Source organism: Shewanella algicola (assembly GCF_014648035.1).
Taxonomy (GTDB): Bacteria; Pseudomonadota; Gammaproteobacteria; order Enterobacterales; family Shewanellaceae; genus Shewanella; species Shewanella algicola.
The window spans coordinates 44,192-64,290 of sequence record NZ_BMQI01000010.1 but is presented as its reverse complement, the minus strand read 5'-3'; the positions used below and the strand labels follow the sequence as shown (position 1 = coordinate 64,290).

At 44.6% G+C, this 20,099-nt stretch carries 18 protein-coding genes; 1 reads left to right on the top strand and 17 read right to left on the bottom strand.

Going from position 1 to position 20,099, the window contains the following annotated elements:
- Positions 1-397 precede the first annotated feature (397 nt).
- The 15 genes from IEY42_RS06180 to metA form a co-directional block, all read right to left on the bottom strand.
- Positions 398-2,398 carry a methyl-accepting chemotaxis protein gene (locus IEY42_RS06180; protein ID WP_188924437.1) on the bottom strand — a complete coding sequence of 667 codons (2,001 nt, stop codon included), beginning with the start codon at positions 2,396-2,398 and terminating at the stop codon, positions 398-400.
- 173 nt (positions 2,399-2,571) lie between these two features.
- The gene (locus IEY42_RS06175; protein WP_188924436.1) at positions 2,572-3,384 is read right to left on the bottom strand and encodes an alpha/beta fold hydrolase; all 813 of its coding nucleotides are present in this window, start codon (positions 3,382-3,384) and stop codon (positions 2,572-2,574) included.
- 29 nt (positions 3,385-3,413) lie between these two features.
- Positions 3,414-3,779, bottom strand: a complete 366-nt coding sequence (locus tag IEY42_RS06170; protein WP_188924435.1) for a hypothetical protein — start codon at positions 3,777-3,779, stop codon at positions 3,414-3,416.
- A gap of 123 nt (positions 3,780-3,902) precedes the next feature.
- Complete coding sequence (locus IEY42_RS06165) at positions 3,903-5,495, bottom strand: ABC-F family ATPase (RefSeq protein ID WP_188924434.1); 1,593 nt, start codon at positions 5,493-5,495, stop codon at positions 3,903-3,905.
- A 278-nt stretch (positions 5,496-5,773) separates the two neighbouring features.
- Complete coding sequence (locus IEY42_RS06160; protein WP_188924433.1) at positions 5,774-6,694, bottom strand: M14 family metallopeptidase; 921 nt, start codon at positions 6,692-6,694, stop codon at positions 5,774-5,776.
- Positions 6,695-6,720: 26 nt separating this feature from the next.
- Entirely contained in the window at positions 6,721-7,719 is a 999-nt protein-coding gene (locus IEY42_RS06155; protein ID WP_188924432.1) for a DMT family transporter, read from the bottom strand.
- A gap of 23 nt (positions 7,720-7,742) precedes the next feature.
- Entirely contained in the window at positions 7,743-7,949 is a 207-nt protein-coding gene (locus tag IEY42_RS06150; protein WP_188924470.1) for a hypothetical protein, read from the bottom strand.
- A 127-nt stretch (positions 7,950-8,076) separates the two neighbouring features.
- Complete coding sequence (locus IEY42_RS06145) at positions 8,077-8,835, bottom strand: SDR family oxidoreductase (protein WP_188924431.1); 759 nt, start codon at positions 8,833-8,835, stop codon at positions 8,077-8,079.
- Positions 8,836-8,847: 12 nt separating this feature from the next.
- Positions 8,848-9,747: a 3-hydroxyisobutyrate dehydrogenase gene (gene mmsB, locus IEY42_RS06140; protein ID WP_188924430.1), complete on the bottom strand. Its 900-nt coding sequence runs from the start codon at positions 9,745-9,747 to the stop codon at positions 8,848-8,850.
- 14 nt (positions 9,748-9,761) lie between these two features.
- Positions 9,762-10,880, bottom strand: a complete 1,119-nt coding sequence (locus IEY42_RS06135) for an enoyl-CoA hydratase/isomerase family protein (RefSeq protein WP_188924429.1) — start codon at positions 10,878-10,880, stop codon at positions 9,762-9,764.
- On the bottom strand, positions 10,880-11,662 hold the full coding sequence (locus tag IEY42_RS06130; RefSeq protein WP_188924469.1) for an enoyl-CoA hydratase: 783 nt from the start codon (positions 11,660-11,662) through the stop codon (positions 10,880-10,882). The genes IEY42_RS06135 and IEY42_RS06130 overlap by 1 nt, the downstream gene beginning before the upstream one ends.
- A 68-nt stretch (positions 11,663-11,730) precedes the next feature.
- On the bottom strand, positions 11,731-12,888 hold the full coding sequence (locus tag IEY42_RS06125; protein WP_188924428.1) for an acyl-CoA dehydrogenase family protein: 1,158 nt from the start codon (positions 12,886-12,888) through the stop codon (positions 11,731-11,733).
- 193 nt (positions 12,889-13,081) lie between these two features.
- A complete protein-coding gene (locus IEY42_RS06120; protein ID WP_188924427.1) occupies positions 13,082-14,575 on the bottom strand; it encodes a CoA-acylating methylmalonate-semialdehyde dehydrogenase in 1,494 nt (497 codons plus the stop codon).
- A 164-nt stretch (positions 14,576-14,739) separates the two neighbouring features.
- On the bottom strand, positions 14,740-15,930 hold the full coding sequence (locus IEY42_RS06115; protein WP_188924426.1) for a thiolase family protein: 1,191 nt from the start codon (positions 15,928-15,930) through the stop codon (positions 14,740-14,742).
- 300 nt (positions 15,931-16,230) lie between these two features.
- Positions 16,231-17,178, bottom strand: a complete 948-nt coding sequence (metA, locus tag IEY42_RS06110) for a homoserine O-acetyltransferase MetA (protein ID WP_188924425.1) — start codon at positions 17,176-17,178, stop codon at positions 16,231-16,233.
- A gap of 334 nt (positions 17,179-17,512) precedes the next feature.
- On the opposite strand from metA, the gene IEY42_RS06105 reads away from it, so the two are divergent.
- Entirely contained in the window at positions 17,513-18,256 is a 744-nt protein-coding gene (locus tag IEY42_RS06105) for an SDR family NAD(P)-dependent oxidoreductase (protein ID WP_188924424.1), read from the top strand.
- Between the two features lie 65 nt (positions 18,257-18,321).
- Here the strand turns inward: IEY42_RS06105 and ompW are convergent, their stop codons facing one another.
- Together ompW and maiA are read right to left on the bottom strand one after the other, a co-directional pair.
- Positions 18,322-18,969 carry an outer membrane protein OmpW gene (gene ompW / locus IEY42_RS06100; RefSeq protein ID WP_188924423.1) on the bottom strand — a complete coding sequence of 216 codons (648 nt, stop codon included), beginning with the start codon at positions 18,967-18,969 and terminating at the stop codon, positions 18,322-18,324.
- Between the two features lie 477 nt (positions 18,970-19,446).
- Entirely contained in the window at positions 19,447-20,097 is a 651-nt protein-coding gene (maiA, locus tag IEY42_RS06095) for a maleylacetoacetate isomerase (RefSeq protein ID WP_188924422.1), read from the bottom strand.
- Positions 20,098-20,099: the final 2 nt, after the last annotated feature.

Here is a 20,099-nt window from a genome sequence, read left to right as displayed (position 1 = left end):
AGTCCGCTCTCTGGCGAGCTTGCGAGTTCCTAGAACCTAGGGCCTAAAACCCTAAAAAACAACACCTGGATTCCGGCTCAACAGCATTGCCGGAACGACGGAGTAGTGGGCGGTGTTTGAATATGAACAAGCAAATGACGTGGTAGTTGACGGTGTTTGATGTTGCTCTATGCCGTCATCCTCGAATGCTTTTATTGAGGATCCAGTATTGAGGCTCCAGTATTGAGGAGCCAGGTGTTTATTAGATTCTAGAAGGACGAAGTCCGCTCTCTGGCGAGCTTGCGAGTTCCTAGAACCTAGGGCCTAAAACCCTAAAAAACAACACCTGGATTCCGGCTTAACAGCATTGCCGGAACGACGAGTCGTAGGCTCCAGGTGTTGCTGTAGATTTAGCTTTCTATTCTTTTGATAAGGTAAACTTACTCACTTGCTGTGACATATTGCTGGCGTCGTTGAGTAGGCTGTCGTTAAGCTCTGCAAGTTGTTGTGATATTTGTTGGGTGTGGTGGTAAATTTCTGTAATTTTCATCGCATTGCGATTAACTTCTTCTGCCACGGCTGACTGTTCATGGGTCGAGGCGGCAATTTGCTCGTTCATGCTGTCAATCACGCTAACATGATTTGCAATTAATTTAAGCTCATTACCGGCATGCTTAGACTCATCAACACTGACTTGCGCTTGTTGTTGCCCACGTTTCATTGCGTTAACGGCGACTGCAGCGCCCGATTGTAAACGTTCAGTCATATTTTTGATGTCTTCGGTAGAGGATTGTGAGCGTTGCGCTAAAGTACGCACTTCATCGGCAACTACGGCAAAGCCGCGACCTTGCTCACCAGCCCTTGCAGCTTCAATTGCAGCATTTAGGGCCAACAAATTAGTTTGTTCTGCAATGGAGCTGATCACATCAAGAATGGTCACAATACTTTGCACATCAGCATCTAAACGCCCAATTGCATCTGCGGCATCTGCAATCTCATGCGCCAGGATTTGAATGGCATCGCTGGTTTTATTAACGCCAACTTCACCATTTTGGGCTTCTAAGTTCGCTTTAGCTGAGGCATCTGATGCTTGTACGGCATTGGCGGCAATTTCATGCACGGTGGCACTCATTTCTGTCATTGCCGAGGCAACTTGCTCGGCCTCTGATGAACCTTGAAGCACATCACTTTGCATTGAGCGCGAATAACCATTCATTTGCTCAACAGCATTAACTAAATTAACTGCATTAACACGCACTTGGCTAATGATCTCTTCAAACTCGGCCATCATTTGATTAAACGCTATTGAAATTTGACCAAATTCGTCTTCCGACTGCTGGGGTAAACGGGTGGTTAAATCAAATTGGGTGCCGGCATGAAGCATTTGCTTGTGCAATACGCTTAAACTACGGTGTAAATAACCCGACACGCTCAGGCTCATTAAAATCACAAACACTAATGCGAGCAGTAATAGTAACGCGGTGTAGTACATCTGTTGGGTCGCATTGGCCAATTTTTCGTGGCTAAGCTGCGTTAAATCATCACCAAATTGTTTTTCGAGTTGAGTCAGCACTGCGATACGCGCGGTAGATATTTTAAACCACTCTTCTGGATTTTGAGCCAGCATGGCTGAAGAATCTTGTGCAAATGCGACTTCACGTAAGGCTTGTACGTCTGCCATGGCGCTACTTTGCAGTGCTTGTTTATATGCATTGATATTACCGACATAGGCTGCCGCGATAAACCGCTCTGCATAAGTTTGTTGCTCTGCGACTAAGGTGACAAATTTGCGATATAAGCCTGGAGCAAACTCGCTGTGGCCGAAAGTAGTACTTAATACAGCTCGTTCAATACCTGCTCGTTCTTTTAACTGTAAATAAGCTGCAAATGCTTTGAGGCGCATCGACAGTTCGCTGTCCAGGCTTTGACTGGCAGCTTCATCGACCATCGACAATAAAAGCGTGTTCATTTGGGTGTAATAACCAACTTGCTCAGGTACTGAAACAACGAGATTATTGACCTTATCACGCATCGTCTTTAATTGGATTAATGATGATGCGACTTGGTCGTAAGTGGACTGAAGTTGGATGGGAAAGTCATCTTGTTGAGCAAATTGTTTAAAACGCATGATTTGGTTGTCGGTTTGGTTTCGCTGCTTTGGTAAATCGTCTTTAAATGATCGCCCTTTTGAACCAATGAAACCAGCGCTCATGCCACGCTCTTTTTGCAGCTCATGCACCAGCGCACTATTAATGATGGCGACATTTGATAAGTTGATAACTAACTGCAGTTGTTGCTGGGTACGGTATTCATTACTGACATACAACCCACTAAATAAAATACTGGTGAGTAGCGCTGGCAATACAAGTAAAGCAAGCTTACGCGATATTTTAAGGTTACTTATCCATTGCCAATTCATAGAGATTCCTTTGTTGTGTATACCCAACCATAGTACGGCTCAGGTTAACTGATCTGATTTATTTTTGTATGACAAACAAATGAAACTCAAACATAGCTCACAACTAAATTAGCTGGCATTAATTTAATACCAAAACGACTACCTACTATGAGGCATAAACGGTGTAATCCACGCTAGTGATCGACAGCAATGCAAAAATCACTGATTAATGCTGGCCAATCATTAACATCGTCCATTGAGTTAGCAATGTGTAATGTGGCATTAGGCAGCGATTTGTTTAAGCTAATGGCACTGTCGATGGGATGGGCTTCATCGCCTTGCCAGGCCAAAATTAATGTTGGTACTTGTATCGTGGAAAGCTGTTGCTTAGTGGGTAAGTCGTTTAATGCTGCAGCAGTAAACAATTGATTTAAGGTTTGACGTTTCATCGATTTCAAACCGTCCAGCATGCCTAATACGCTATGTTTGTGGGCATCGATGATCCAACTTGGGAGCATTTTATCTAAATGTTTAGCGTTCATTTGCGCAAGACCTTTACCGCCTAATATCCGCGCTGCTTTGGCTATTTTATGGTAATAATCCACTTTTGCGGCCCTGGCTTGCCATGCTACTGGTGGTGTCATTAACACCAGTCCTTTTACGTTTTCTGGTTGTGCTAATACAGCAAATAAACTGGTGGCACAGCCCATTGATTGGCCACCTAAAATAAGCGGTGTAGTCGCGCGATAATGTTCAGCGACCCGCAACATATCTTTAGCTAGGTTTGGCCAAAGGTAGTCATCAACCGACTCACCTTGGGTTGATAAACCATGACCTATGGCATCGTAACGAATAAGTTGGAGTTTTTTAGGAAATCGATGCCATGCGTACACACCAATGGCATCTTCACTTTGCATGCAACCACATAAACCGTGGGCCCATACTAGGCTTTGCCCTTTACCGCTAATGGAACAATTAAACTGATTGATATTAAATTGTTCTGTCATGGCGTGAAGGGCTCCTAATAAATCGTGGATTATCCTTTGACGATTTCAACCAATCGCTTAATGAATAATTTGACTGCTTCTGCATTATCAAAACGGAATGCGAGGCCGTAGTGGGTTTCGTTTAAGCCTTTGTATTGCCTTGTCGGAAACCGTGTCATTTGTGCATTGTGGTAATAGTCGTATTTGGCGTGCACGCCGTCAATGGTAGCTAACTCACTTGAGAAAACTTCAAATGCTGGACGGATAATCAATAATGGCACTTTTCCCTCTACATGCAAATACACGGGTTCTTTGAGCTCTGGCAACATGTATTCGGTGACATTCTTAATATTAAAATTAGTACGACATTTGAGTTCATTCAAGGTGGTTGAAGCTTGTTCGAGGGTAATGCTCATAAATTTGCCTGCCTGTAATCATTTAATGGCTTGAGTATATTGCGAAATCAATAATATAAAAACAAAAAGCCCCGAACATATGTTCAGGGCTTTTTTTATTAACTTGGTTGAAAGCGAATTAACTTAACCTTCAATACCTTTACTCGCAAGGAACTCATCGTAAGTGCCTTTAAAGTCATTAATGCCTTGTGGCGTGACTTCAAGAATACGTGTCGCAAGTGACGATACAAATGCACGGTCATGGGAAACAAACATTAACGTGCCTTCGTACATTTCTAGGGCGTTGTTTAATGATTCAATCGATTCCATGTCCATGTGGTTGGTCGGTTCATCGAGCAATAAAATATTTGGCTTTTGCATGATAAGTTTACCGAAATACATACGGCCTTTTTCACCACCAGATAACACTGTTACTGATTTTTTAATGTCGTCTGAACCAAACAACATTCGGCCTAAAATACCTCGAACTGTTTGGTCGTCATCGTTTTCTTTACGCCATTGGCTCATCCACTCGAATAAAGTCATGTCGTTAGCAAAGTCTGCTTCGTGATCCTGTGCGTAGTAACCAATGTTGTTGTTTTCAGACCAGTGGATCGTACCTTCATCTTGTGGGATGTCATGCACTAGGGTACGTAAAAGGGTGGTTTTACCCACACCGTTTTGACCTAAAATCGCAATGCGCTCGCCCACTTCAACCATCAGGTCAAATTTGCTGAACAAAGGTGTGTCGTAACCTTTTGCTAGGTTTTCAACAACTAATGCGTTACGGAACAATTTCTTTTCTTGTTCGAAACGAATAAACGGGTTAACACGGCTAGAGGCTTTAATATCATCAAGCTTAATTTTATCAATCTGTTTTGCACGCGATGTCGCTTGTTTCGCTTTAGATGCGTTAGCCGAGAAACGTGCAACGAAGGTTTGCAGCTCCGCTATTTGGGCCTTTTTCTTGGCGTTGTCGCTCATTAAACGTTCACGTGACTGTTGTGCTGCCATCATGTATTCGTCGTAGTTACCTGGGAATACGCGCAGCTCACCGTAATCTAAGTCAGCCATATGAGTACACACTGAGTTTAAGAAATAACGGTCATGCGAGATGATGATCATGGTGCTGTTACGTTGGTTCAACATATCTTGTAACCAACGAATAGTGTCGATGTCCAAGTTGTTGGTTGGTTCGTCTAGTAGCAATAAATCTGGGTCAGAAAACAGCGCTTGCGCTAGCAAGACTCGTAATTTAAAACCTGGGGCGATTTCGCTCATTAAACCAAAGTGCTGCTCGGTAGCAATACCGACACCTAATAGTAAGTCACCCGCGCGAGATTCAGCGGTGTAACCGTCCATTTCAGCAAATTCCATTTCAAGCTCGGCCACTTTAATGCCGTCTTCTTCGCTCATTTCTGGCAATGAATAAATGCGGTCACGTTCTTGCTTTACTTTCCACAATTCGCGGTGGCCCATGATCACAGTGTCTACGACTGAAAAGGCTTCGTATGCAAACTGGTCCTGGTTTAGTTTACCCATGCGCTCGTTGACGTCTAATGATACGTTACCGCTTGAAGGCTCTAAATCACCGGCAAGGATTTTCATAAAGGTGGATTTACCACAACCATTCGCGCCAATTAAACCGTAGCGATTACCGCCACCAAATTTGACAGAGATATTTTCAAACAGTGGCTTAGCGCCAAACTGCATTGTGATGTTAGCTGTTGTAATCAAAATGAAATTCCAAATCGTGTTGTGTGTTTAAACCGGTATCACATTATAGCTTAATGGTGCGAGTTGACATCTGTATGACTCATGTCAGCTCTTAACCAAATGCCAAGCAAATAATAGTGAGATTTAAACTGATATACGGCATCGCCGAAGGGGTAGATATAAAGCGCGACATTGTAAGGATTTTTGGTCTATTTATCAACCTAAACCCAATCATAATGCTTTGCTGTTGATGCAATGAAAAACCGCAACAGCAAAGCATTTACAATTTAACGACTTTGTTAAGTCTTTAAATAATCCACAATGTAATCTAAGCCACCCGTAATGGCAGCCACTTGTGCATCGTTACATTGCTGAATCGTGACATGTGGGCTGTCTGGATACACTTCTGTGGTGGTATTGAAATGATTCACGGTGATCCCTGCGCACAGGCTGAGCTTTTTAACCGGGTAATTAATCACCCCAAATTGTTCAATCGGTACTTCAATTAATTGACCGTCATCATCTGGTGCAATATGAGTCACTTTGGCCACCGAATCGATAATGGCTTTTTGAAACTCAGGGGTTGGATTATCACTGTCGCCAACCAAATAAAATCCGTCAGGAATAACGCCTTTATCGTATTCAACGCCATCACGGGCAGATAACAGAGGTCTAAACTCTAGCTCGTCTGTGTCGGTGGTTTCATGCAAATCGATGTGGGCATACACCTCACCTAATGTGGCCACAAACGCCATTAATGCCGCCGACTCTTCAGCTGGGCTATTGGCATAAAATGAGCGGTTTGGGTCTATTGCTTTTGGGTTCCAACGGTTAATGGTTTCATAACCCCACGGGCTGACACACGGCGCCACGGCAATATTAAAATACTGGCTGTAATGTTTGGCTTTAGTGGCTAAAAATTGAATTGCACCATGGACACCACTGGTTTCGTAACCGTGTACGCCACCGGTTACTAAAATGGTCTTTTTGTTGCTGTCCCAGTTGTGCGACTTAAAGCCAAATAACGGATACTTGTCAGCGTCAAAAGATAATGCGCCATACTGCACTTGGTCAAACTGGCTTGCGAGCGGCGTTAATTTGCTCACTACTTCTTCTTGATATGAGCGCTTAATCGTCACTTGGGCAAGCCATTGCGCTTTTTCGGCGTCGGTCCATTTTTGTCCCGGTGTGCCGATGGGGTATACAGTTGAATCTGTCATGAAACCTCTTTTATCGTTAATTCTCGTTAAAGTTTATGTTTTGTTTTGGCTAAGATGACAAGCGCAATACCAAACAGAACAATACTGGTGCAAATAATAAGATGGACACTGATTTGCTCGCCAACAAAGATAACGCCGCCAACGGCTGCTATTACCGGCACAGACAGTTGTAATACTGCGGCATGATTAGCACTGAGCCCTCTAAGTGCTTGATACCATAACGCATAGCCCACACCTGAGGCCAGCGCGCCAGACAGTATCGCCAGTACAATCCCTTGAGTGCTTAAGTGAAATGCTAGCCCTGCTGATTCTGATTGCATTGGGTCGACAGGCATTAACATCGATAACAACCATACGCTGGCAAGCATTAACAACACTAAGGGTAAAGTGCGAATAAAATTGTAACCTGTGGCAAATAAGGGGTTAGCAGTGCCCTTACCTAACAAGGTATAGCCGCCCCAGGCGCAACCACTAATCGCCATAAGCACTAAGCCGGTTATTGATAATGTTTCACTGCCAAGGCTGAGACTTGGCCACACTAAATAGCCAAAACCTGCAAAAGCCACTAGCGCGCCAACTATCTCAAGCACATTAAGTCGGTGACCTTTTAAATAACTGATAAACATCATGCTAATTTGCACCGCGGCAAATAATACTAATGCTCCGGTCGCGGTGTCGAGCAGTACATACGCATACGAAAACCCAATGGCATAAACAAACAATAATGCCGCGGCTAAATAACTGCCATGAGCTTGTGTTGGCAATGTATGTTTTGTTGCTCGGTTTTCTGTTGCAAGATCTTGTGTTGATCGCTTTTTTGCCGATGTCAGTACCATCAACAAAGCCAACATCAATGCACCAGATGCTAATCTGATGGCGGTAAAACTGCTTGGGTCAATGAGAGGCACTGCCTGTTCATTTGACAACGCAAGGCGGCTAAATACAGAGTTAGCTGCAAACGCGATTAAGGCGACTAAGGTGTAAAATGTCAATGCGATGCGTGATAGTGGCGTGGCAGAAGCCATAAGTTAACCTTACTGAGAGTGCATTATTTAGATGACTTTCTAAAGCTGAATTTACTCGCAAACCAGCTAATCACCGCCACTTGCTGTACGTGGCTCAAGCCAAAATACACACAAATCCACGGAGAAATCAGTAAGAACCACGGCAGGGCTGCAGTTGATCGCCCTGAAAACAGCAGATACAAAAAACCGCCATAAATAATCACAACGCCTAGGATCCCCACGGTAAGCATGATTTTTTTTAATATAAGTTCTAATTTAGCCACATGATCAATCCCTAAAAATAAAAAAGTCACGCCGAGCGAATACACATTGTATTGCTCGGCGTGACAGCATCATAACAAACTGACTAGCAGTGTTCTATAAGCGAATCCCGCCGTCAATTTCAAATACGCGCCCGTTTACATAATCATTTTCAATGATAAAACGAACCGTTGATGCGATTTCTTCAGGTTGACCTAAGCGCCCTACTGGGACCATTTTCTCTAAACGCTCTAATGCCTCAGGCTTCATGGCTGCGGTCATTTCAGTGGCGATAACACCCGGAGCCACTGCGGCGCTACGGATATTGTAACGGGCTAATTCCTTCGCCCAACCTACCGACATTGCTGCAACACCCGCTTTAGATGCTGAATAATTTGATTGGCCCATATTGCCGCATTTAGCAATGCTGGAAATATTAATAATTACGCCATTTTGCTGGGTTTCTATCATCGCGGCGGCGGCTTCACGGCCACATAAAAAGCTGCCGGTTAAGTTAACATTGATAACCGATTGAAACTGCTGATACGACATACGGTCGGTAACAACGCCATCTTTAGCCTTAACCATTAAGCCGTCACGTAAAATGCCCGCGTTATTGATAAGCACATTCACCTGACCAAAGTCTTCAACGATATACTGAAAGCCCGCCACCACATCTTCTTCGTCGGTAATGTCTAGCGCATAACCTTGTACTTCAGTTGTCGCCCCTAAATCAGCACAAGCTTGTTCAAGCTTGGTTTGGTCAACATCGATAAGTGCCAATTTAGCACCTTGGGCAGCTAAATCATGTGCCATAGCCAGACCTAAACCACCTGCTCCGCCAGTAATGACGACAACCTTATCTTTTAATTCCATCAACTGAATCCTTTATTTTTTCTTTGCAAACTGTTCAAAAATACTCGAGAAATCGCGGCTACCATTGCCTTGACGCGCATGATTAACATACAAACTGCGTGCAAGTGAGCCCATCGGTGTACTCGAGTTAGAGGTTAATGCCGCCTGTTGCGACAAGCCTAAATCCTTCACCATGAGGTCGACCATAAAGCCGCCTTGATACCCTTTAGACGACGGCACATTTTCCATCACATCTGGACATGGATTGTACTTTTCGAGTGTCCAGTTACCGCCGCTGCTGACTTTCATGATATCAGACAACACTTTAGGATCTAAGCCATTATCTAATCCTAATTGGATTGATTCACTGGTACCAATCATCAATACTGACAACAGCATGTTATTACAAATCTTAGCAACTTGCCCTGCCCCTACTGCGCCCGCATGAAAAATATTACCGCCCATGACGGTTAACACGGTTTGTGCTTGCGTGTAAGCCGCCTCTGAGCCACCACAAATAAAGGTCAAGGTGCCTGCTGCAGCGCCTGCTGTGCCGCCCGATACTGGTGCGTCCATAAACGCGATCCCCATGTCAGCAGCTTTTGCACCCACAATACGAGCACTGTCGGCATCAATGGTTGAGCAATCAATTAATAAGGTCTGTTTAGACACCACCTCAAGCAAACCTTTGTTATCGGCATCGCCTAAATATAAACCCAGAACATGTTTGCTTGCAGGCAACATGGTAATCACAAAGTCTGCTGATGCCGCTGCGCCGCAAGCGGTTTTAGCACTGAGTGCACCTTGTGAGGTTAACGCTTCGACTGCAAGCGGATTTAAATCAAATACTGTCACTGTCATGCCGGCTTTGATTAAATTGACCGCCATTGGGCCGCCCATGTTACCTAAACCAATAAATGCTACAGTTGCCATGATAATAATCCTTATTAAGTAAAGTCAGCTAATGGGTGGTTGTCATTGTTCCACGGGGATGTGGTCAGTTGGTCAATTCGGCTTTGTTCTACGGCTTCAACATCGTTAAATAACCATTTAGGTTGGCGGTCTTTATCAATCAATAACGCCCGAACCCCTTCGCAAAAATCACCCATTGAGCAACAATTCACGCTAACACCAAGCTCCCACTGGAAACATTGCGCTAAACTAAGCTCAGTACCTAACTGGGCTTGAGCAAAAATTAAATGCCAACTAATTGGGCTGCCGGCTAGCGCGGTTTTCTGCGCTCGTTGTAGCCATTCAAGCTCAGTGTTTAAGGTCGATAATTGATGATGCACATCTAGAATATCGCCAGACATTAATAAATCGATTTGAGTTTGAAATTGCTGTAAAGGACTGTCTGGCAGCGTTGCTAAATGCGGCTCAGTCATCGTGGTGAGTAAATCACTTAACAACTGATGATTGAGCTCAGAGTCCTGGCTCCAATTAAGCTCTGCCATCGCATCGAACAATGGCTCTTGTTGATCACTGGTTAAATAATGATTGCCCAGTTCAACATACAGCGCATCGCTTGCGTTCATGTTGTAGGCGGTAAGGCCTAAAAATAGCCCGGTCTTGCCTGGCATACGATTTAAAAAGTAGCTGCCACCGACATCTGGGTATAAACCAATGGTGACTTCTGGCATGGCAATTCGACTGCGCTCAGTCACAATACGATGACTGCCGCCGGCCATTAAACCTAAGCCGCCCCCCATGACAATGCCATCCCCCCACACTAAAATGGGTTTGCCAAACTGATGGAGTAAGTAGTCAAGCTGGTATTCTTGGGTAAAGAAACCGCAGGCTTCATCGGTGATGTTGTTAGGGTTGGCAATTGAGGCATGGTAAATCGCACGCACATCACCACCAGCGCAAAATGCTTTTTCGCCCGCGCCTTGTAGCACCACACACGCAATGTTGTCGTCTGTTTGCCAGTGAGTTAATTGAGTTTGCATCGCGGCAACCATATCGAGGGTTAACGCATTGAGCGCTTTTTCGATGTTAAGGGTCACGATGCCAATTGATTGGCCAGAGAGTGTGCCGAGTGTTTGAAATATTACCTCTTGAGTCATTAGCGATTCCTCCAGTTTGCTGGGCGTTTTTGTAAAAAGGCGTTCACACCTTCAGCTTGATCTTCGGTATCAAATAACCCAACAAACAATTCGCGCTCAAGCGGCAGGGCTTGAGTTCGCGGCATTGTTCGTCCAGCTTGAATTAAGGTTTTACACAAACTCACACTGCTCGGTGATTGTTTGGCCACTTTGGCTGCTAAGGCAACGGCAGCATCAAGAACCTGACCCTTTTCAACCACTTCTTCAACTAGGCCAATTTTTTCAGCTTTAGCAGCGCCAATACGTTCACCACATAAAATCATGCGTTTTGCCCAGCCTTCGCCCACTAATGCGGTGAGGTTTTGGGTGCCACCCGCACAAGGAAGTAAACCGACCGTGGCTTCAGGCAGCGCCATTTGCGCTTGTTCTTCGGCAATGCGTAAGTCACAGGCTAATGCGACTTCTAAACCACCGCCCATGGTGTAACCGTTAATGGCGGCAATGGACACACCACGAAACGCGCTTAGGGTTTCAAAGGCTTCACCAAAATGCTTTGCCATACTTGCAGCATTGCCTTTATCGCCATCGGCAAATAAATTTAAATCGGCACCTGCAGAGAAAAACTTTTCACCTTGTCCGGTGATCACTAAGGCATAAATATCGTTGTTTTGATTCAGCTTAATAATGATTTGCTTCAATAACTGTAAGCTGTCTGCGGTCCAGGTATTGGCTGGCGGGTTGTTGAGAGTCAAAACGGCTGTATGGCCAATAATATGTTCAATAATCGCTGTATGTGTCGTCATCATGCTATGTCCTTATGTTCACCTAAGCGCAGGTGATTAAATCTTGGTATTGTAAGTTGTTCAATCCATTACAAAATCGGATGAGCATTCTCATCTAACAAGCGACGAACAATAATAAGGCGCATAATTTCGTTAGTGCCTTCTAAAATCTGATGCACGCGCACATCACGGAAATGACGCTCAAGCGGATATTCACGGATATAACCGTAACCGCCATGAATTTGCAGCGCGCTGTCACACACCTGGAATCCCACATCGGTCGCAAAGCGTTTGGCCATAGCGCAATAGGCACTGGCTTCTGGGTCTTGAATATCAAGTTTAAATGCCGCTAATCGCACCATTTGGCGCGCAGCAACTAACTCTGTTGCCATGTCGGCTAATTTAAATTGCAGTGCCTGGAATGCCGCTAACGGTTTGCCAAACTGCTTACGCTCGTTCATGTATTGTGTCGCGCGCGTTAATGCCGCCTGCGCGGTGCCAATAGAGCACGTGGCAATGTTAATGCGCCCGCCGTCGAGGCCTTTCATGGCAAAAGTAAAACCCTGGCCTTCATCACCAAGTAAGTTAGCGGCAGGCACGCGCACGTTTTCAAAACTAATGAGTCTTGTAGGTTGAGCATTCCAACCCATTTTATCTTCCGCTTTACCATAAGTAACACCAGCAGCATCAGCCGGTACCGCAATGGCAGAAATGCCTTTAGGGCCCGCTTCGCCGGTACGGCACATCACCACTAATAATTCGGTTTCGCCGGCACCAGAGATAAACATTTTTGAGCCAGTAATAAGGTAATCATCACCATCACGCACCGCTTTAGTTTGCAATGATGCCGCGTCACTGCCAGCACCTGGCTCAGTTAAGCAATAAGAGGCTAACAGTTGCCCTGTGGTTAAGCCTTCTGACCATTGTTTACGCAAGGTTTCGGTGCCCCAGGTGGTCACCATCCAGGTCGCCATATTATGAATGGTTAACATGGCTGTTGTAGCGGTACAGCCGTGGGCAAGCTCTTCAAAAATAATTGACGCATCTAAACGAGATAAGCCCATGCCGCCTTCTGACTCTGGCGAATACAATGAACAAAAACCCAGTTCGCCGGCTTTTTGAATCACGTCTTTAGGAAAATGATGTTCTTCGTCCCATTTAGCGGCAAATGGAGCGAGTTCATCTGCGGCAAATTGGCGGGCTAAATCAGCAAATTGGCGCTGATCTTCGTTTAAATTAAAATCCATGTCGGACTCCTATTTATTGTCTGATTATGACTCTTGGGTCATTTAGTCACTTGCTCACAGCAACTTAAGTTGCTTGACCATTGTGTACCAAAAAAGCAATGGTGTAAGTCAAGATTGTCTTGTTGAATTAAGCATAAATTGTCGCGATATATCGATGATGCATCGCGACAAATGGGGACTCATCACAGCACACTTATTTTAAGTTAATGCTCATGTTAGGACCGCTAACGGCTTCTGAGTCAAACCAACGGGTGGTGATGGTTTTGGTTTCAGTGCAAAAACGCACAGCTTGCTTGCCATAGGCGTGTTGGTCGCCATAGAAACTGCCTTTCCAGCCGGTAAATGAAAAGAACGGTAATGGCACAGGAATAGGCACGTTAATGCCCACTTGACCCACTTCAATTTCATGCTGGTACTTACGCGCTGCGCCGCCTGATGCGGTAAAGATTGAGGTGCCGTTACCGTATGGGCTGTTGTTAACAAGCTCAATGGCATCGTCTAATGTTTCAGCTTCCATACAACACAGTACAGGGCCAAAAATCTCTTCTTTGTAGATGCTCATGTCGGTGGTGACATTGGTAAACATAGTTGGACCCACCCAGTTACCAGACTCATAACCTTCAAGGGTAAAGTCGCTACCGTCGAGTAAGCATTCAGCGCCTTCCGCTTTTCCTTGGGCGATGAGTTTTAACACGCGCTCTTTGGCTGCAGGGCTGATGACTGGGCCGTAAGCGGCGTCTTTATCGTCCCACAAACCTGGGCGCACTTTGGCAAGCGCCTCTTTTAATTCAGGGATCCACTCTTTGGCTTTACCGACAAATACTGCCACTGAAATGGCCATACAACGTTGACCCGCAGCACCAACTGAAGCGCCGATCATGTTATTGATCACTTGTTGCTTGTTTGCATCAGGCATAATCACACAGTGGTTTTTAGCACCCGCAAAGGCTTGCACACGTTTTAGATTGTCAGTACCTGTTTTGTAAATGTATTGGCCTACACCCACTGAACCGACAAACGAAATCGCTTTAATGGCGGGGTCAGTTAACAACATGTCTACTGCGGTTTTGTCGCCATGAATAAGCTGTAACACACCTTTTGGCGCGCCGGCTTCAACAAATAATTCGACTAAACGCTGTGGCGTCATTGGGTCTTGTTCAGACGGTTTTAAAATAAAGGTGTTACCGCAGGCAATCGATAAGGGGAACATCCATAATGGGATCATCGCCGGGAAGTTAAACGGGGTAATACCCGCGCACACGCCAAGTGGTTGCGTGTAGCTGTAGGTGTCAATATTACGCGCGACGTTTTCAACGGTTTCGCCCATCATTAACGACGCAACGTTACAGGCATGTTCGGCCACTTCAATACCGCGCCATACATCACCTTTGGCATCTTCAAAGGTTTTACCGGTTTCTTGCGCCAAAATGGTCGCTAACTCGTCGTGATGTTCTTTTAATAAATGTTGGTAACGCAACATGACGCGCGCACGCTCTGACACTGGCACTTCTTTCCAGCTTTTGAATGCTTCTTTAGCGCTGTCGATCGCCAGCTCGACTTCTGCGGTCGTGGCACAGTTAATTTTGGCAATAACGCTATTGTTAGCAGGGTTAGTCACATCAATATTGCGCTCGCCGTTGCCATGAGTGAATTCGCCATCAATGTAATGCTTAACTTGTGTGATCATGTTGCTTCCCTCGATCCTTGAATATCGTTAGTGAGCTAGGCTCACTGCTATTGAGTGACTGCACAGGTGATGCGATTATTTTGGTTGTCAGTCTCACATGTTATGTGGCTGCATTTGCCTCTACCTGTACAGTGGTCTTGACTAACTTAATCTTGTCTAGCTGTTTAAACCTCAATCGCCATGGCTGTGGCTTCGCCGCCGCCAATACAAAGCGAGGCAACACCACGCTTAAGCCCTTGAGCTTTTAAGGCATAAATCAAGGTGACCAACAAGCGTGCGCCTGAGCAACCAATTGGATGACCTAAAGCACATGCACCGCCATTGATGTTAACTTTGCTGGCATCTAACCCAAGCTCAGATATTGCTAACATAGTCACCATGGCAAACGCTTCGTTGATTTCATAAAGGTCGACGTCTTCTTTGCTCCACTGCACTTTATCGAACAGTTTTTGCATTGCGCCCACAGGGGCTGTAGTAAACAATGACGGTTCTTGTGAATGGGTGGTGTGGCCTTTAATGGTCGCCATAATGGTTAAGCCTAATTCATTTGCTTTAGCGCGAGTCATTAGCATTAGTGCTGCGGCGCCGTCTGAAATTGAGCTTGAGTTTGCTGCCGTAATGGTGCCGTCTTTAGTAAAGGCTGGACGCAGAGTTGGAATTTTTTCAGGGCGGGCATTACCCGGTTGCTCATCGGTGTCGACAGTAACATCACCACGACGAGAACTAATGGTCACAGGCACCACTTCATCTTTAAAGGCACCAGAGTTAATTGCGGCATTGGCTTTGTCGAGTGAACTTAACGCAAAGGCGTCCATTTGCTCACGCGTGAGAGCAAAGTCATCGGCGGTTTTTTGGGCAAATGTGCCCATTGCACCGCCGGTATAGGCGTCTTCAAGACCGTCTAAAAACATATGGTCCATGACCTTGCCGTGCCCCATGCGCATACCACCACGAGCTTTGTCGAGTAAATATGGTGCTTGGCTCATGCTTTCCATGCCACCTGCTATCACCACATTACTGCTGCCCGCTTTAATTAAATCATGGGCTAACATGACGGTCTTCATCCCAGAGCCACACACTTTATTGACTGTAGTTGCGCCAACACTTAATGGTAAATCTGCACCCAGTGTTGCTTGGCGAGCTGGCGCCTGGCCAAGACCTGCAGGTAATACACAGCCCATTAGCACTTCATCAATGCTGTCGCCGCATACGCCGGTTTGCGCTAAAAGGCCTTTAATCGCAGTCGCGGCTAACACGGGAGATGCTACCTCAGACAGTGCACCTTGAAAGCCACCCATAGGGGTACGCTTGGCGGCAACAATAACGATATCTTGACCTGTTTGCTCTGTACTCATAACCACTCCATTTTTTGCGCATATAAAATCAAACCAATATCACACCACTTTGACGTTGACGCTAACGTAAAGCAAGTAAAAAATGATCTATTTTGTGATGTTCATCTCATGAGGTTGTCATTGAAGATTTACACTTGATATTTAAATGAGGATATTTATAGGTAAGCCTATGTTTTAATAGCGATAAAGCCATCAGGGTTTAAATGGCGAAATGAACTTAAGAACACATTACACTTTAGTCTACAGGCATAAAAAAGCCGCAATACCCAAGGGTATTACGGCTATTAATTTGAACAAGGATTATGATTTTTTGTTTTCCCATGGCGTTTTCGCGCTCATGTCATTTAAATCATAAGGCGTTAACTGGTAAACATAATAGTTAAGCCAATTGCTCACCAATAAGCTGCCGTGACTGTGCCAGCGTGCAATAACGTCTTGGCTTGGGTCGTCATTACGATAATAATTTTGCGGAATGTCTGGGTTTAATCCTTGGCCAACATCGCGAGTATATTCATCATTTAGGGTGGCTTTTTGATATTCAGGATGGCCCATGACAAACAAATTGCGATTATCGCGGCTTATCACAATGTAAGCGCCAGCTTCGTCAGAGTCAGCCAATACTTCTACCTCCGGATGTTGACGTAACTCTTCAACATTCATTTCGGCAAAGCGTGAGTGCGGCGCATAAAACTCATCGTCAAAACCACGCAGTAGCGGATGTGGATCGCTAGTGCGACTGTGATTAAATACGCCTGAACGTTTGTTTTGCAGCAACTGACGCTTTAAGCCATATAAATGATACAAGCCAGCATGGGCTGCCCAACATAAAAACAGTACCGAGGTGACATGATTTTGTGACCAGTCAATAATTTCGCGAATGTGATCCCAGTAAACCACATCTTTAAAATCGATTTGTCCAAGCGGCGCACCTGTGATGATAAGGCCGTCATAATTGTTATTACGAACATCATCAAAATCACGGTAAAAGGTATTCATATGGTCAATCGAGGTGTGTTTGGACTCTTTGTCGTGAATGCGTAATAAATCGACGTCGACTTGCAATGGCGTGTTACCGAGTAAACGCAATAATTGTGTCTCAGTTTCGATTTTATTAGGCATTAAATTCAAGATCAGCACCCGCATAGGACGAATGTCCTGATTGGCTGCACGGGTTTCAGACATCACGAAAATATTTTCAGACTCTAAAATACCTGCAGCGGGGAGATTATCTGGAATTCGAACCGGCATACGACTCACCTTTTTGATTAATTAAACACAGACAGCTTGTTTATTGTGCGATAAATTAGCAACGCCCTATAAACCAATATGTTTAGCCGATCACAGTTTCAACATTCTGTAAAAAGACGACTTTATTGAGCTTACCTTAAATAAACACTATCAATAAATAACGCTAAACATTGATATCACGCGATATAAGCAATAGTCACACAAGCAATCATTGATGTCATCAATCATACACAAGGATGTCTAGAAGTCTACACGTCTTAAGTTGATTTTTTTCTCTCTTGTTATCAAACGGCGTTATTCCTATTATGAGCCATTGATAATTATGAGGTTAACTATGTCAGTCGCAACAGCAATGATCATTGGTGCGGGTTCGCAGCTCAGCCAGGCCCTTGCGAAACAATTGTCGGCACAGCAAGTGTCATTAGTGCTTTTTGTACATGATCCCGAGTCTCTCAAGCAATTTGCTGAAAGCCTTCCCGACGAAGTAGCCGTGTATCCACTGAGTATTGACCAACCACAAGCGGTGATAGCTCAGCTTAATGAAGCCTGGACCACCCATAACGGCGCCCATTTGGTGATTGTGAATACTGGTGTTAATGATTACGACCCAGCCCTGCCATGGAGCATAGATCAGCACGCCATCGATGTGAATGTGATGGGATTTGCAGCGGCTAGCCAATGTATTTTCAAATTGATGTGCGAGCAAGGTTATGGTCAATTAGCGGCGATAAACTCGATTGCAGGTCAACGCGGCGGCCCAAATGTGGCTTACCATGCATCTAAAGCCTTTGCCGAAAATTATTTACAGGGGTTAAGTATGCATGCGCAGCGTTTAAAACTACCTGTCACCATAAGTGATATTCAATTAGGGTTATTTGATAAAGCGGTACACTTAAATACTCAGCTATTATTGTCGCCCATTGATAAAGTGGCTGGGCAAATATTAACGGCACTTAAAAAAGGTAAACGCCGAGTGTATGTCACCAAACGCTGGCGAATTGTGGCGTGGATAAACCGACTTTTACCAGAATATATTTACAACACCCGTCATTGGAAACCGAAAAAGAAACGCGGTTGATCTGGATGATATATAACAAAACAGGAACCTGCGAGTTCCTGTTTTTGTCTCTACGATATAAGTCGTTAGAAGGTATAACCGACGCTAATCATATAAACCCAAGGGTCGATATCGGTTTCAACTACCACATGATCAGCCCCCATATCAAAGCTCACGTCGGTAGAAATTTGTGCATACCATACAGAGGCATTCACGAGCCATTTTTTATCAATTTGATAATCAAGCCCTACCTGCGCCGCAACGCCCCAAGAGTTAGACATCGACAGATTATCTAAACCTAAATCTTTAGCATCTTGGGTAAATTCATTGTCGAAAAAGTTAGTAAAGTTAACCCCTACCCCAACATATGGCCGCAGCGCAGACTGCGCATCGCCAAAATAATATTGAGCAACCAATGTTGGCGGTAAGTGTTTAGTGTTAGCGATAACGCCTAGCTCGCCCAGTGACACATCGTGGCTAAAGGGTGTGGCAGCTAAAAGCTCTATGCCAATGTTATCTGTCAGCATATAACCAAAGTTAAGACCTAATTGGGTATCACTATCGACACTGAATTCAGCGACACCGGCCACCACAGGACTTGATTCGTTAGGTGATACCGTTGCAGTACCTGCACGCACAATAATGTCGCCCGCTTGGTGCGCAGCAGCACCAAAAGATAAGCCAGCAGATAGTAATGATGCAGCAACTAAACTTAGGGTAATTTTCTTATTCATTTTCAGACTCCATGACAACAATAAATAGACGTAATTCATTAACATCCTTAACAATTGCCGCCAACCTACCCAAGTTAATCATTAACAGCATTGATTTAGATCAAACAAATGCACCTACCTATATTTGAGTATGCAAATAGATGGCTTAAGCTTGATTTAGATCACAAAATAACCACCAAAAGAGACTAAAGATGCATTTTATAGTCGGGTTATTGTGGTGTAACGCAAGTAAAAGATATAAGCCGATTACATCAAATCACTGACTTGGATAATCGCTTTATTATGTGGATTGTTGTGTGACTGATTGAGGTAATAGCGATGACAATTGGCGTGTTAATTTTGTTCAAATGATGACGTAGAATTGATGTTTTCGTGCAGTGTAATAGTCTAGTAGAGCAAAACAATTTGAGGGCTAAAGTACTGCACCTAACATCAGTTAGGTGCCATTTTAACGTTTATAAAGTCACGACGCCTCAATTAGCTGGCATCGTGTTGCCGTTCTGGCGCTGCATCGACAAAAGGCGCTAGTTGGTTACACGTCTGGTCAATGCGTACAATATTAGGAAAATCATCAAGCGGTACATTAAAGCGTTTTGCATTATACACTTGTGGCACCAAACAAATGTCGGCAAGTGTTGGCGTATCACCGAAACAATAACGCCCAGAATACTGGCTTAATTGTGCCTCTAATGCCGTAAATCCAACAATAATCCAATGATGATACCAACGCATTTTATCGGCTTCAGACACGCCCATGTCGTTCACTAAATATTGCAGTACCCGTAAATTGTCGAGTGGGTGGATTTCACACGCAATGGCTTGCGCCATACTGCGCACTATGGCGCGATGCTCTATATTGCTCGGCAATAAGGCTTCCTGTGGATATTTTTCTTCGAGGTACTCAATAATGGCTAATGATTGCGATAAATTAAGCTCGTCCTCTTGCCCTTCATCAAGCAGTGTGGGTACTAAATGTTGAGGGTTTAATCGATCATAAGCCTGCGAATGCTGCTCACCGCCATTTTTCACCAAATGAACTGAAATCTGCTCTGCCGACAGCTGCTTTAAATTTAACGCAATACGCACGCGATAGGCAGCGCTTGAGCGCCAATAACCATAGAGTTTCATGT

Bases quoted from the DNA above. Each gene is read 5' to 3' on its own strand.
- maiA (WP_188924422.1), bottom strand. From the start codon at position 20,097: ATGAAACTCTATGGTTATTGGCGCTCAAGCGCTGCCTATCGCGTGCGT.
- IEY42_RS06175 (WP_188924436.1), bottom strand. From the start codon at position 3,384: ATGACAGAACAATTTAATATCAATCAGTTTAATTGTTCCATTAGCGGT.
- IEY42_RS06150 (WP_188924470.1), bottom strand. From the start codon at position 7,949: ATGCTTACCGTGGGGATCCTAGGCGTTGTGATTATTTATGGCGGTTTT.
- IEY42_RS06170 (WP_188924435.1), bottom strand. From the start codon at position 3,779: ATGAGCATTACCCTCGAACAAGCTTCAACCACCTTGAATGAACTCAAA.
- IEY42_RS06160 (WP_188924433.1), bottom strand. From the start codon at position 6,694: ATGACAGATTCAACTGTATACCCCATCGGCACACCGGGACAAAAATGG.
- ompW (WP_188924423.1), bottom strand. From the start codon at position 18,969: ATGAATAAGAAAATTACCCTAAGTTTAGTTGCTGCATCATTACTATCT.
- IEY42_RS06180 (WP_188924437.1), bottom strand. From the start codon at position 2,398: ATGAATTGGCAATGGATAAGTAACCTTAAAATATCGCGTAAGCTTGCT.
- mmsB (WP_188924430.1), bottom strand. From the start codon at position 9,747: ATGGCAACTGTAGCATTTATTGGTTTAGGTAACATGGGCGGCCCAATG.
- IEY42_RS06155 (WP_188924432.1), bottom strand. From the start codon at position 7,719: ATGGCTTCTGCCACGCCACTATCACGCATCGCATTGACATTTTACACC.
- IEY42_RS06125 (WP_188924428.1), bottom strand. From the start codon at position 12,888: ATGGATTTTAATTTAAACGAAGATCAGCGCCAATTTGCTGATTTAGCC.
- IEY42_RS06120 (WP_188924427.1), bottom strand. From the start codon at position 14,575: ATGATCACACAAGTTAAGCATTACATTGATGGCGAATTCACTCATGGC.
- IEY42_RS06115 (WP_188924426.1), bottom strand. From the start codon at position 15,930: ATGAGTACAGAGCAAACAGGTCAAGATATCGTTATTGTTGCCGCCAAG.
- IEY42_RS06105 (WP_188924424.1), top strand. From the start codon at position 17,513: ATGTCAGTCGCAACAGCAATGATCATTGGTGCGGGTTCGCAGCTCAGC.
- metA (WP_188924425.1), bottom strand. From the start codon at position 17,178: ATGCCGGTTCGAATTCCAGATAATCTCCCCGCTGCAGGTATTTTAGAG.
- IEY42_RS06130 (WP_188924469.1), bottom strand. From the start codon at position 11,662: ATGACGACACATACAGCGATTATTGAACATATTATTGGCCATACAGCC.
- IEY42_RS06145 (WP_188924431.1), bottom strand. From the start codon at position 8,835: ATGGAATTAAAAGATAAGGTTGTCGTCATTACTGGCGGAGCAGGTGGT.
- IEY42_RS06135 (WP_188924429.1), bottom strand. From the start codon at position 10,880: ATGACTCAAGAGGTAATATTTCAAACACTCGGCACACTCTCTGGCCAA.